The organism is Rhodopirellula europaea 6C, assembly GCF_000338295.1.
Classification (GTDB): domain Bacteria; phylum Planctomycetota; class Planctomycetia; order Pirellulales; family Pirellulaceae; genus Rhodopirellula; species Rhodopirellula europaea.
This window is the reverse complement of sequence record NZ_ANMO01000167.1, coordinates 39,655-53,399: the sequence shown is the minus strand read 5'-3', so window position 1 is coordinate 53,399 and position 13,745 is coordinate 39,655. Positions and strand designations below refer to the sequence as shown.

Sequence of the window (13,745 nt, the reverse complement as noted above, 5' to 3'; positions counted from 1 at the left end):
GGACATCGCCAGTGGGTCGCATCGCGTTTGCTGGCCAAGTCGGTTCCCAGCAACTGGACGCCGACCAAATCCTCGTGCAGTTCATTGCCGGACAATTGATCAACGACGGAACTGGTCGACAAAGCCCATCGCGCATCCGCATCGACCACGATCGAACGAATGCGAGATGCCTTGCGGTTCCGGCGAGGCGGGTAGGCGGGGACCGCGATTGCACCGGCGGCGTGGGTCGCGAAAAGACCGATGACGAAATCGAGCCCGGGCGGGTAGAGCAGCAGCACTCGGTCACCAGCACGGATGCCGCAACGGCCTTGCAAATATCCCGCGAGACCGCGGACTTCTTCCCACAATTCAGCGTACGAAAGCGTCTGGTCGGAACCTTCCCCGTCGGTGAACGTGAACGCGGGAGCATCCGGCCGAACCTGCACCCAGTGGCGCAAGACCGAGACGAAGTGGTCGTGAGGAGGCGTTTCGTTTTTGAAATACTGTTGGAGGTCCACCGATTCAACCTGTTGCAATGATGCCGTCGCAGAACAATCTCGTTCTCTCTTGACCGTAATCTTGGACGCTCCATGACCAGTCATGCGGTGCGGAGGGGCAATCAGTCATTGCTGCAATGATGCACCAACGGCGCTGATCGGCCAAGGGTCGGCCCTCCCCTGACTCTACAAACGGTCCGTCGGAGGGGGTCATGGCCATCGCGTCTCTCGGGTGGGATCGGTCTGCGGCGACAATTCAAGATCGAGTTGCTACCCCGCTATAATGGCCTATTGAAGGTGCTCAACGCCACCTGACATTGACGAAAAACCCCCACGTTGTCTGCTCAGCAATCTTTCGGTTACACCAGACGACGTCTTCCGCTCCATTTTCCGATCGAATTGCCCCTTTCGCACATGAGTACGCCAAAGATGAAGGATTTCTACGATTGCGTGGTGATTGGTGGAGGCCCGGCCGGCGGTGCCGCCGCTTCGATTGTGGCTGATTCCGGCGTTAGCACGTTGTTGATCGAACGAGATCCCGTGCCCCGGTTTCACGTCGGCGAATCGCTGATGCCGGAATGCTATTGGCCACTCGAGCGACTCGGATTGATCGATCAAGTCAAACGATCGGGATGGCAGACGAAGAAAAGTGTGCAGTTTGTCACGCACACCGGCAAAGAATCAGCTCCATTCTTTTTTCGCGAACACGATGAACGCGAGTGCAGCACAACTTGGCAAGTCGAACGCGGCGAATTTGACAAAATGCTCTACGATCGAGCCTCCGAGCTGGGAGCGGATTGTTTTGACCAAACTCGTTTGATCGATGTTCAAACGGAACCCGGCGATACAGATGACCAACCGGTCGCTCGTGCCGTGGTCGTGCGAACCGCCGATGGCACCGAAAAAACGATCGGCTGCAAAGTCGTCGTTGACGCGACGGGCCAGCAAGCGTTTTTGGCTGGAAAGATGGGGCTGAAAGAAATCAATCCCGACCTAAAAAAAGCCGCGATTTGGACTTATTACCGCGATGCCGTTCGCGGCGAAGGCGACAACGACGGCGCGACAATCATTCTGAACACCAAGTCGCGTGATTCCTGGTTCTGGTTCATTCCTCAATCTCGCGGAATCACCAGCGTCGGGTGCGTCGGCGACAACGACTACCTTCTCAAAGGCCGCGGAACTCCCGAGGAGACCTTCGAAGAAGAGCTCGCCAATTGCCCCGGGCTTCAGCCTCGTCTAGCCAATGCGACTCGAGTGGGCAAAATCACGACCGCCAAAGAATTTAGCTACATGACCCGCCGGCACTCCGGTCCGGGATGGGTCTTGATCGGCGATGCACTCGGGTTCATTGACCCTGTCTATTCCTCTGGCGTTTACTTCGCACTCGAAATGGGTGTTCGAGCCGGTGACGCGATCGTCGAAGGATTGAAGAAAAACGACTTGTCGGCAGAGCAACTGGGTCAATGGACCGACGATTTTAAGGAAGGAGCTTCCAGGGTCCGGCAACTCGTTCATGCTTTCTACAATAGAGACTTCAGCATTGGGCGGTTCATGAAGGAACATCCAGAGCATCGCGGCAACGTGACGGACTTGCTGATCGGCCGTGTCTTCCACGAAGATGCGGGCAAAATGTTCCCGGCGCTGGATCGTTCGATCGAAATGGCTCGGGCCAATGCTATGTCCAAGGCCGATTCGATGGCCGAAACCAAACCCATGTCGACTTAATGTCCCAATCTGACAACAACACCGCCTCGCTCCTCAGCCCCGATGAATCCGGTCAACTGCACCTTGATGTTGCGATCGCTCATGATTTGACGGAACGCTACGAAGGATTGATCTTCGACTGTGACGGAACGCTCACCAATTCCATGCCGCTTCATTACCTGGCATGGAATGAGACGATGACTCAGCACGGCATTGATTTCCCAGAGTCACGTTTCTACGCGATGGGGGGCATGCCCAGCGAAAAGATCATCGCCGTGTTGAGTTCAGAACAGGGTGTGACGGTCGACGTTGATCTGGCGACAGAAGAAAAAGAAGCGAACTTCATCGCTCGTATTCCCAACGTCGAACGCCTGGCACACGTCACCGACATCGCCGAGCGACACCTCAACCGAATCGCGATGTCCGTTGCTAGCGGCGGGATGCGAGACATCGTCGCGGACCAACTGCGAACGATCGGTGTTGCCGATTGGTTCCCAGTCCTGGTGGGCAGTGAAGACACGGAACTGCACAAACCGGAGCCCGATGTGTTCTTGTGTGCAGCCGAGCGAATGGGCGTCGATCCCAAACGATGCCTCGTCTTTGAAGACAGCCCACTGGGTTTCGAAGCCGCCAAACGAGCCGGCATGGATTGGGTCGACGTTCGCATCAATGCCTAGCTCCGCTTAGTCGTACCTGCGACTCGCAGACTTGTTCACGAGCGTTTTGTCCGCCAACGATTTCAAGCGTTGGCCCGCGCGATCAACGGCGTCTCAGATCCAGCCGTCCATTTTTGCAGTGAGGGCATTTTAGTTTGCCACGACCGCTGCACGTCGGACAACGTTTCTTTTTCACAACGGGCGCGTACACGTCACCGGCAATCCGTGACGAAGAGACGACTTCCTGTTTTCGATAAGATTGCGAACCATTCACACAGTTCGGACAATCTTGGTACGACGAGCCGATGCACGAAACACACCAAGTGTTCTCAATCATCAGCGACTCGCTCGGACCGGTGCCATCGGCCACATCGCTGAACAGACCGCTTCCGGATTTCAGTCCCCAAACAAACACGGGCACCACCGATGCCTTGGGGTCAAAGCGTTTTTCAGGTGGGAGATCATCAACGCTGGTCAGGGAAGTCGTTCGCACGTTGCGGTTGAACCACGACCGAATCATTCGAGCACCGAAGGCTCGGCCGTTCGTTTCCAATTCGTTCTCCGACATGGCGAAAACGATTCCTTGGACAACCTTGTCGTCACTCATCACAGGACCGCCACGATTGCCGCCCGTTGTTTCGTTGGAAACTTTCTGAACTCCTAGATGATCCGGTTCGGTCAAAATTTCCCCGGTGAACTCACGCACGCCCTGCTTCACCAAATTCTGTCCAGGGTCGTAGCCATACAATTTCAGTTCGGTTGCTGGCGTGGGCGTGTCGTTCGCAATGCACAACGGTGCCAAGTCCAACCCGGGCACGTGCAACGCGGCCAGTTCAGCATCGGAAGAACCAGCACGGTGCGGAATGATGCGAAACCGAGTGACTGTTCCGATGGTTTCATTGGTACGAATCACAATCCCGCTTCGAGCTGAAATTCGCGGGGAGGTCATCAAGCAGTTCTTGCACGTCAATGCTTTGAAAATGCCGTGTTGATACGAACCCACGGTAATCATCTTGGGCCCATAACCATCAGTGTTTGTAATCACATCGGTCGAAGTCAGTACAATTCCTGGAGCAACGACGAAGCCCGTTCCAATCGAGACCAACTCCATGAACACACTGGGGCTGTCCAGGCCTTCGACCTTTCGGTTTCCCGCGCCGGCTTCGATCGGCAAGTCAAAATCCAACGTGTAATAGAGGCTCTCGTTCAAATTGGGTTTCGATGTGCTGACGTCTGCGGACGCGAGCGTCGTCAGCAACTCACTCCGCAGTCGCGGTGCCAGCTCAATCAAACCAGTCCGCATCGAATCGGTTTGAGCCAGCAATTGCATGTTGTGCTCGAGCACCGCTGACACGACTCGGGACGACTGCACGCCAGCGATGAATGACGATGCGGCGGGGTTGGCTTCTTGTTGCTTCAAAGCCACCACGCCCAAATTATTGCGAGCGGATGCCAGCGTCATCGAGTGACGTCCCGCCATCACTTCTTGCTGAGCCTCGATGCGTTTGATCGCTTGCATCAACAAACGCTTGGCAAGCTCCAAATTATTCTCGCCTTCGGACAAACCGACGCCCGCCCAAATCCCCGCGTACGGACTTTCGGGAACTGCTTTGTGGATTTCCAGCAACAAACGACTGACGGCCTCAGGCCGCTCGTACATTCCAGGCAAGTGCTGGCGAATCATCTGGAATTGCTTCGCGTCACGCTCGTTGAACCAGAGCTGCATCGCCTGCAAACGCGATTCGAGCGTCAAACTATCCAGCGAAACTTCGACCGGAGACCGATTGCCTTCGACCTGCAGAACGACCTTTGAATCGTCCACGCGAATCAGCTCGGCTCTCACGCTCGAACCAGCGCGACTGTGCCAAGTCATCGGGACTTGTGACCATCCGACCGACGACCATCCCAAACCGGCGATCACCGTCATGACCGCGACGACGCGAATTGAAAAGCGATTCAAAAACATACCAAGTGCCTTGATCCGGGCATCCATAAAGCGACAAAGAACCTGCTCGCGAACTCTCCACCTAGAACTCAACCCGCCACCGGAGGGCCCTGCCTCAGAGACCTCCACTTAGGGGAGAAGCTAACCTCCCAAGCGGATTCTTTCAAACTAAGTTACAAGTTTTCGTCGCAGAGACGTCAAAAAGCCCTCTCGACGCACGAGGTCGAGCAGGTTTACTTCACCCGCCCTTTGGGAGGGTGATGATAAATGCGTGGCAATACAACAAATTAGAAACTGCACGACCTCGCACTCCGGGGCGGGCGCGTTTGACACCGAGTCCGCCCGGTTCCCGTGCCCGATGTCTCGCACGCCGCCTAAGTCGATGGACTAAAATCTCGGGCATGAGCCAATCGCGTATTTCCGGTCCGTTTCCGATTCGTCCAAGTCGCCATTCATCACGGACGAAGTTCTTTCTCTTCGCCACTGCGTTGGCTCTGGTGGCAAACTCGTTTGCCACGAATGCGAGCGAACCGACGTCGGTTTCCGATCCCGAGATCCAAACCTTCCTGCAAAATCACTGCAGCGACTGCCACGCTAATGGAGCCTCCGAAGGTGGACTCGACCTGGACACACTGCCAGGAACCATCGTCGGAGCTGCTGACTTGGCCGTTTGGGTTCGCATCCACGACCGAGTCCAATCGGGCGAGATGCCGCCACCGGATTCGTCTTCGCTCGACGAATCCCAACGAACCGATTTCACGACCGCGTTGGCCGCTCCGCTGACGCAGCATCACGCATCGGAAAAAGGCACGGTCCTTCGTCGGCTGAACCGGCGTGAATACGAAAACACGCTCAATGATTTGTTCGGCACCGCCGTCGAACTGGAAACGCTGTTGCCCGCCGATGGACGCAGCCACGAATTCGACAACGTGGGCGAATCGCTTGGCATCTCCATGGTTCACCTGGAACGCTACCTCGACGCAGCCGACTTAGTTCTGGAATCTGCCATCGCGAAAACCGCCGATCCGCCCAAAACACATCTGATCGAAACTCACTACGCGGAAACACGCGAAGCCAAAACGCACTTGGGCAAGGTTTGGAAACAACTCGATGATGGTTCCGTCGTGTTCTACCAAGCCTTCGGTTACCCCGACGGCATGCTTCGCACGAGCAGCATTCCCGAATCGGGACGCTATCGGATCTCGATCACCGGATACGCTCACCAGACCGATCAGAAGATCCCGTTCTATGTCGGCGCAAAAAGCTTTGCCCGCGGGAGTGAACAGCCGACGCTGGGTTACTTCGACATGCCGCCGCTCGGCCCCGACGGTGAAATGACCACCATCGAGCTGACCGCGCATCTGGAATATCGCTACATGCTCAACATCATTCCGTATGGTTTGGTGGTTCGCGATTACAACATCCGCAACGATGGCGTGGACGGGTACACCGGTCCCGGACTGGCGATCGCAAAGGTACGTATCGAAGGCCCGTTGAATGACGATTTCCCTTCTCGCGGTCACCGTTTGATCTTTGACGATTGGCAACGTAATGAGGTCATGCCTAACTCGCCGTCCAAGCGTGAGAAGTCTTGGTACAAACCTGAGTTTGAATTGACCAGCAACAGCCCAGACGAGTCGCTGCGAAGCTCTTTGCAGCGAGTGGCAACCGCCGCGATGAGACGCCCAGTCAACGAAGCCGAATTGACACCCTACATCGAGCTATTTCGTTCCGAACAAGACCGCGGTGCTTCCACCGAAGAAGCGTTGCGAACCGCGGTCGCCGCCATCCTTTGCTCGCCCGACTTTCTGTACTTTCGCGAACCGGCCGGCAAACTCGATGATCATGCCATCGCAACTCGGTTGTCATATTTCCTGCATCGGACCACGCCTGATGTGGCATTGCTGAAAGCAGCCGACCAGAACGAACTGACTCGATCAACCGAATCGTTGCTGAGTCATGCCAAGCGGTTGGTTGCTGATCCGCGATTGGATCGATTCGTGGTCGACTTCACGGATGCTTGGTTGAACCTGCGTGACATTGATCAAACCAGCCCCGATCAAAAGCTATTTCCCGAATACGACCGGTATCTGCGGGACAGCATGGTCGAAGAAACGCGTCAGTTTTTCGCAACGTTGCTTCGCGAAAATTTGCCGGTCACGAACTTAGTGAAATCCGATTTCGCAATGCTGAATTTGCGATTGGCGGATCACTACGGCATCGAAGGAGTGGACCACGCTAACATTCGCCGTGTGCCACTTCCCAAAGACTCCGTTCGCGGCGGTTTGCTGGGACAGGCCAGCGTGTTGAAGGTCACCGCCAACGGCACGAACACATCGCCGGTTGTTCGGGGTGTGTGGGTCACCGAACGTTTGCTCGGCGTGCATCCTGCACCGCCTCCGCCAGGCATCTCCGGCGTCGAACCCGATATTCGCGGAGCAGCGACGTTGCGCCAGCTTCTCGACCAACACCGCAACGAAGACTCCTGCCGTGCGTGTCACGCGTTGATCGATCCGCCCGGGTTCGCATTGGAAAGCTTCAATCCCATCGGCGGTTGGCGTGATCGTTATCGCAGTCTTGGCGAAGGCGAACGGATCGACTTGCGCGTCAACAATCGCCGTGTGCAATATCGCTTGGGTTTGCCGGTCGATTCCAGTGGAGCCTTGCCATCGGGTGAGTCCTTCGAAGGCTTCGAAGCGTTTCGCGAATGCCTTCTCAAAGCCCCTGACCAACTGGCCAAGTCACTGATCACCAAGTGGCTGACGTTTGCGACGGGTCGCGAAATGGGATTCTCGGATCGCGAAGAAATTGAATCCCTGACACGACAGTCCGCTCAGCGAGGTCATCGGCTTCGAACGATGTTGGCGTTGGTCATCGCCAGCGACATTTTCCGCACCAAGTAGCAACTCGCTCATACAATTCAACGACGCTCTTACCCTTCACTTGAAAATGCCATGTTGATCCCCACTCGGCCGATGTCTCGACGACGACTGTTGCGATCCGCCGGTGGTGCGGCCTTGGCATTGCCGTTCTTGGAAGCGATGGGTCCTTCACTCGGAAGCCGCGTGTTGGGCAATGATCACGCCGCCGATTCGGAGCGAACACCGAAACGCTTCGTTGCCATTTGTGCTTCGCTTGGTTTTCACGGCGATCACTTGTTTCCCGAATCGACCGGCCGCGACTACGCGATCACACCGTACCTGGAAAAAGTCCAACGCCATCGTGATGACTTCAGTTTGTTTTCAGGTTTGTCTCATCCGGAACAAAACGGCAACAACGGTCACGCCTCCGAGTTGACTTGGTTGACCGCCGCTCGACGCCCGGGGTTGGCAGGATTTCGAAACACAATCTCGCTCGACCAACTCATCGCACAAGAGATTGGACTGAAAACTCGCTTCCCATTCCTGGCACTCACGACCGGCGGGCAGTCACTTTCCTGGACTTCCAGCGGGGTCGAAATCCCAGCCCAGCATTCACCTGCCAAGCTGTTCACCGCAATGTTCGTCGATGGCAAACCGCACGAGGTCGAAGCGGACCTCGACCGACTCCGCCGCGGCCGCAGCGTTCTCGACACGGTTGGATCGCGAGCGCAATCGCTCAAACGTGAACTCGGAATTCGCGATCAACAAAAGCTGGAAGAGTACCTGCACTCGATCCGAGATTTGGAATCGCGACTGCAGCAATCCGAAGGCTGGGTCCGTCGTCCCAAACCAGTCGTCGACGAAGAACCCGTTTCGGATATCAACGACAAAGCTCTCGCGATTGAACGCCAAAAGTTGATGTACCGGATCATCGCATTGGCGTTGCAAACCGATTCGACACGAACCGTCACGTTCCAGTTGGCTGGGCTGAACTCCGTTCCTCAGATCCCCGGGGTTCAAAGCGATTGGCATGGTCTATCGCATCATGGCAAAGACCCTGAGAAGATCGCCGAACTGAAACGAATCGAAGCGGCCGAATGGGGAGCGTTTGGCGAATTCCTCGATCAATTGAAATCGATCGAGGAAAACAACCAATCGCTTTTGGATCACACCGCGGTGATGTTCGGATCCAATCTTGGCAACGCCAGTGCACATGATTGGCGAAACCTTCCGATCTTGCTGGCCGGCGGCGGCTACCGGCATGGCGAGTACGTCGCTCACGACGCGGCGAACAACACACCGCTATGCAATCTGTACGTCGACCTCGCCCGACGCATGGGACTCGAAATTGACGCCTTCGGATCCAGCACCGCGACCGGTATCAAAGGTCTCGAGTCCACCACGTAGCGGACCAAATCACGCAACACCTGTAGCACGGTGGTTCCACCGTGAATACGCGACGAGCAGTGCAGGTCTCGGTGGAGGACCACCGAGCTATAGAAGGCAGATCAACCTAAGAACCTCAGCGTCCGAGGTTTTTGTTCATGTTGGTCTTGTACTGCTCCACCCCAGGTTGCCCGTAAGGGTTGATGCCCAACAAGCGGCCTTCGATCACGGTGGCGATCATCAGCATTTGGAACAACTGCCCCAACACATGCGTGTCGATCTGCGGCAAGATGATGTCGGTCGTGGGACGTCCATCCGCATGCAGAGCGTCGTTGGTTCCCTTGATCGCGGCCGCCATGATGTCTGGCAGAGTTTTCTCGGCGATGTCGTTGAGCGTGTCTTGGTTGCGTTTCGAGTGACCAACCGCCAACGAATCCGTCCGTTGTGATTCCACGATCACGTTGTTGAACACCTTGTCATTGCGGCCCTGTTGATGCTGCTGGTGACGACTGTGCAGATCGCGAGTGTTGAGCGTTGTCAGTGGCGTCACACCCTTGCCGTCTTTGCCGTTGGACTCAGCCAGCAATTGGTCGTACCACAGTCCAACCGACTCAAGAGCCTTGCTCCACACGCTCATTACGCGAATCGATTTGTCGCGGTGCTGTGACAGCAAGTGGTTCACGGCGACGTACTGCATCACGACGTTGTCGGCGTAGTCCGCGGTTTTGAAGTGTTCGTTCATTGCCACGGCACCTTCCAACAACTTCATGCAGTCCAAACCAAGGAACGCGGCAGGGACCAAGCCAACCGGTGACAGGACACTGAATCGCCCACCAACACCATCGGGCACGGTGAAGATTTCATCGCAACCAATTTCGGTCGCCAAGTCGTGCAACTTGCCGCTTTCGCCGGTCACGGGAACGACCAAACGCGACAACCAATCCTCGGCTTCCGGCCCGAGTTCGGATTCCAAGTTGGCGAGGAATTGGCGGAACGCGACGGCGGTTTCCATCGTTCCACCGCTCTTGCTGATCACGATGATAGCGTGGCGTTTTTCGGCGTCGCTGTCCGCGTACCCGCCCGCACGAACGCGTTGCAAAAGCGAATCGGAGGCATCGTTGTCGACATTGTTGCCCTCGAAATACATCCGAGGTTTGCTGCCGCGAGCGGCACGGCTCATTTCGTTGTGATACGGGTCGCAGCAAGCTTCCATCATCGCTCGGGCGCCCATGTAGGACCCGCCGATTCCCAAAACCACGGCTGCGTCAATTTGGTCATGCAGTCCATTGGCGACCTTGAAAATCCGCCCCAACTCCGACGCTTCCCGCTCTTTCGCGTACGCTTCCAGCATCTCTTCAGGCAACCAAAAGAACCGAGCGTCCAGAGGCTGTTTGTCCGCGGGAATGTCGCCCGAATCGTATTGTTTCTGATCGGTTTCGACCATCTCAGTGCGAAGGGTTTCCATCTGGCCCTTCAACGAATCGATTTGTGCTTGAGTGATCCCGTAGTCGTCGTTGATTGATCCGGAAGCGTCGAAACGGAGCAAGCTCATGATGGGTTCCGTGCAGAAAAATGGAGAGGAGTTTTGAATGAATGAACTGGATTGAATGACACCGCGGTGCCCATGAGCGACGATGATACTGGATCGCTCGTCGCTGGGCAGGGTCCCAGAGATTTGCACCCCGCCGCATTCCTTTGTGACCTCCGAAAAAGAAAATGCTTGCGGGCGAGGCGCGCGGAGAAGTAACATGAAGAACGGGCGGACAAACAATCGCGGTTGCGATGCGAGTCGGCCGAACCTTTTCTTTTGGCAATTGCCTTTCATTCATTCCGGCGAGTCACTTCGAGATGATTCACTACACATGTGATCGATGTCGACAAGTAATTGACCCATCACAAAGCTCTCGATACACGATTGCGATCGAGGTGCAAAAGTTGGAAGAGGAGTGGAACGACGACGAAGCCGTGGATCACCTGGACGCTTTGCACCAAGCGATCGAAGCGGATGAAGCAGAAGATGATTTGATCGAAATGATCGACCACGACGCCGCGTCGCCACGCAATGACAGCGAGCCAGAATGCTTCGCCGAACCCACGATCGAACTGCACGACGCTCCGATCTCAACCGGCGAAACGGTTTCGCAATCGTTTGACCTTTGCGAATCCTGTTACCGTCGCTATCGCAGCAACCCGCTGGGTCGCGAGCGAAATCTCAAAATGCATTTCAGCAACAACTGAAGCGGGATTCAGTTCCCAAATGGATCGCTGCCAAACGGATCGTTCTTGGGCTGCGCCGCGGGCGTGGCGGTCTCCGTTGGCAACACCGTCTACATTCCCTCGGGAATCAAATCGGTGTCGATGACAAACGCCTTCAGTCCTGACAACGAGGACGGCAGTTCGCGATCCTTGCCAAGTTGATCGACCAGCTCACGCCGCTGCTTCGCAAATTCTTGCATCCGCTGCTCGCACTGGGCCAAGCGGTTTTCTTGTTTCAGCAATTCCGTTTGGTAACGCTGGATCACTTCCCGCGGGAATGAGCTACTGCCACGCTGACGAGTCAACTGATTCGAAATGCGTTCGAGTTCTGTCACCAGGTGTTTGCGCAGATCCAACAAGCCTTCCAACGTACGATCCGTTTCGTCGAGTTTGCGTCGATCCGCCAGGATGCTTCGAATCGTTTCCAGTTGAGCCTCTTCCCATTTGGCTTCCGCGATCCAACGTTCCAGTGTTCCCATCGCGATTTCGCCCCACGCGTTGGAATCGTCTGCCGTTTGCTTCGACACGGTGACAATTTCGCGAGAGCCACCATCGGGAATCTTGACTCGCAACCGATGCCACTCATCTGTTTTCTCGACCTCGATGTCTTTGTCTTCCATCGCCTGCAACTCGAAAGGCTGTGGTGGCAGGGGGACTTCTAAGATCACGGTCCGGTCATCACCGGATCGATTCAGAACGTCGTACTTTGTCGATCGTTGATGCTGCGTCTTGATCGTGATTCGATGCAACTTCTCATCGATCTCGATCGATTGTTGCTCGGATGTCGTTTCGACAGGATGGGCAGTGACACGGACACCTCCATCCATCGCATACCCCACCAATCGCTTGACCGAGGGAGCCAAATCTGGGAGCACGACCTCGCCGAGAATCGAACGCATTTGATCACCCGCCAGAACACTACCGGGCCCCGAAGGCAACAGCGCCGACGTGTTGTTTTCGATTTCGAGACACAACAGTGTTGCTGTCGGATGATAGGACTGGCGGTAGACCGAGACATCGTTGACCGACACTGGATCAATCAGCGTGTCCAACAGAGCGGTCTTCCCGCTGTTCAAATCAACGGACTCAAACTGCAATTCCAACGTGCTGCCGGCGGGAGCATCCTTGGTTTCGTTCAAAACTTGATTCAATGAACCGCCGTAACCGGAACCGTTTGCGAACAAATCGTCGTCCCCGTTTCGGCTCTCGCGGGCCGGCATCGCTCCAAACGAACCGCCTCCCATGCCGCCGCCCATTCCTCCCATGCCGCCTCCCATGCCCATACCCATCGACATATCCATATCCATCATGTCCATGGAACTATCCATCCCGATCGTCTCTTCGGGGATCCCTGGTCCTGCCAACTCGAGGTCGTCATATGCTCGCCCCAACGATTCACTGAACCTTGGCGCCATCGCGACCTGCCGCGAAGGACGCTGCAACTGATCCAACCTGGCCCGCACGACCGATCGCAGATCCATCGCGAATAGAACAGGGCTTCCGTCGATCAAGCTCAGCTCGACGCCTTCCCAATCCACACCTGACACGTTCTCAACGATGCTGCGATGAATCAGTTGGTCGCCTTCGATTCGGTAGCTAACTTTCCACATCGGCACCGAACGCATCAAACCGATCGTGACCTCTCGCTCGGGTCCATCGCCGAACACAAATTCGACCGCATGGGTCGCCAGTTCGGCTGGACGAGCCTCATTTTCCAAGGCTTCTTTCAAACGAGTTTGAAACCCCTCATCCAAGGCGTCGATGGACTCGAAGTCATTCACCCACATCGAGCTCAATCCCGTCTCGGTCAACACGGTCATGACCTCACGCTCGATTCGTTGTTCATCAACAATCTCAGTGCGTTGCTCAATCGCGACCAGCGTGCCTTCGACCTTCTTGCCTGAATGCTCCGTCGCGACGATGCGTTGCCCCTTCATCGACACCAACAAATCGCCAAGCGTTCGTGTGTTGGGCGATGTTGTCGGCGGGTGCACCGGATCGCGAGATGACACCATCCGAATTTCACCCGGTGCCGAAGGATCCAGAATTCGAGAAACGCGAATCGCTTCGTTCAGTTCGAACTCGCCGACCTCAACCCGAAAGATTCCCGCACCGGTGATCTTGCCGCGAAATTCAAACCAACCTTTCCCGGCAGCGTGAAGCGTGACCGACCGAAGCGAAAGTTCCACTTCCGGAATCGCTTGATTCTCCGCCTCTTGGACCGGTGTTTTAGATGGCGGCTCCGTTGCCTCTTGAGCCGACAGCGGAATTGTGACAAGACACAACAACGAACCCAACAGCGTTCGGTTCCAACGGAAGCCATTCATGCCTGTATATCCAGAAGAGTCGAAGAGAAGCCTGAAACGCATCGGCTGGCGCCCACACGTCTGCCTCGATTCTAAACCGAGACAGTTCGGCAGTACGCCAAGAACACGACGAATCAGAGCCGACTTTCTTAGGA

Annotated in this window: 9 protein-coding genes; 5 read left to right on the top strand and 4 right to left on the bottom strand. The window is 55.9% G+C overall.

Annotated features, from left to right (window positions below; genetic code table 11):
- Positions 1 to 581, bottom strand: a 581-nt coding sequence (locus RE6C_RS17280) for an AMP-binding protein (RefSeq protein ID WP_039962367.1), incomplete at its 3' end; no start/stop codon positions are given.
- Between the two features lie 309 nt (positions 582 to 890).
- On the opposite strand from RE6C_RS17280, the gene RE6C_RS17275 reads away from it, so the two are divergent.
- Positions 891 to 2,201, top strand: a complete 1,311-nt coding sequence (locus tag RE6C_RS17275; RefSeq protein ID WP_008658556.1) for an NAD(P)/FAD-dependent oxidoreductase — start codon at positions 891 to 893, stop codon at positions 2,199 to 2,201.
- The gene (locus RE6C_RS17270; RefSeq protein ID WP_008658555.1) at positions 2,201 to 2,857 is read left to right on the top strand and encodes an HAD family hydrolase; all 657 of its coding nucleotides are present in this window, start codon (positions 2,201 to 2,203) and stop codon (positions 2,855 to 2,857) included. Before RE6C_RS17275 ends, RE6C_RS17270 begins: the two co-directional genes overlap by 1 nt.
- An 82-nt stretch (positions 2,858 to 2,939) precedes the next feature.
- On the opposite strand, the gene RE6C_RS17265 is transcribed toward RE6C_RS17270, so the two are convergent.
- Positions 2,940 to 4,829 carry a DnaJ-like cysteine-rich domain-containing protein gene (locus tag RE6C_RS17265; RefSeq protein WP_008658554.1) on the bottom strand — a complete coding sequence of 630 codons (1,890 nt, stop codon included), beginning with the start codon at positions 4,827 to 4,829 and terminating at the stop codon, positions 2,940 to 2,942.
- A gap of 353 nt (positions 4,830 to 5,182) precedes the next feature.
- On the opposite strand from RE6C_RS17265, the gene RE6C_RS17260 reads away from it, so the two are divergent.
- Together RE6C_RS17260 and RE6C_RS17255 are read left to right on the top strand one after the other, a co-directional pair.
- The gene (locus RE6C_RS17260; RefSeq protein ID WP_008658553.1) at positions 5,183 to 7,684 is read left to right on the top strand and encodes a DUF1592 domain-containing protein; all 2,502 of its coding nucleotides are present in this window, start codon (positions 5,183 to 5,185) and stop codon (positions 7,682 to 7,684) included.
- A 51-nt stretch (positions 7,685 to 7,735) separates the two neighbouring features.
- Complete coding sequence (locus RE6C_RS17255) at positions 7,736 to 9,049, top strand: DUF1552 domain-containing protein (RefSeq protein ID WP_008658552.1); 1,314 nt, start codon at positions 7,736 to 7,738, stop codon at positions 9,047 to 9,049.
- Between the two features lie 115 nt (positions 9,050 to 9,164).
- Here the strand turns inward: RE6C_RS17255 and RE6C_RS17250 are convergent, their stop codons facing one another.
- Entirely contained in the window at positions 9,165 to 10,580 is a 1,416-nt protein-coding gene (locus RE6C_RS17250; protein WP_039962372.1) for a phosphoglucose isomerase-related protein, read from the bottom strand.
- Between the two features lie 374 nt (positions 10,581 to 10,954).
- Here RE6C_RS17250 and RE6C_RS17245 point away from each other — a divergent pair, with 374 nt between their 5' ends.
- Positions 10,955 to 11,266 carry a hypothetical protein gene (locus RE6C_RS17245; RefSeq protein WP_039962371.1) on the top strand — a complete coding sequence of 104 codons (312 nt, stop codon included), beginning with the start codon at positions 10,955 to 10,957 and terminating at the stop codon, positions 11,264 to 11,266.
- 89 nt (positions 11,267 to 11,355) lie between these two features.
- Here RE6C_RS17245 and RE6C_RS17240 read toward each other — a convergent pair whose 3' ends face one another.
- The gene (locus tag RE6C_RS17240) at positions 11,356 to 13,611 is read right to left on the bottom strand and encodes a putative secreted protein (RefSeq protein ID WP_008658547.1); all 2,256 of its coding nucleotides are present in this window, start codon (positions 13,609 to 13,611) and stop codon (positions 11,356 to 11,358) included.
- Positions 13,612 to 13,745: the final 134 nt, after the last annotated feature.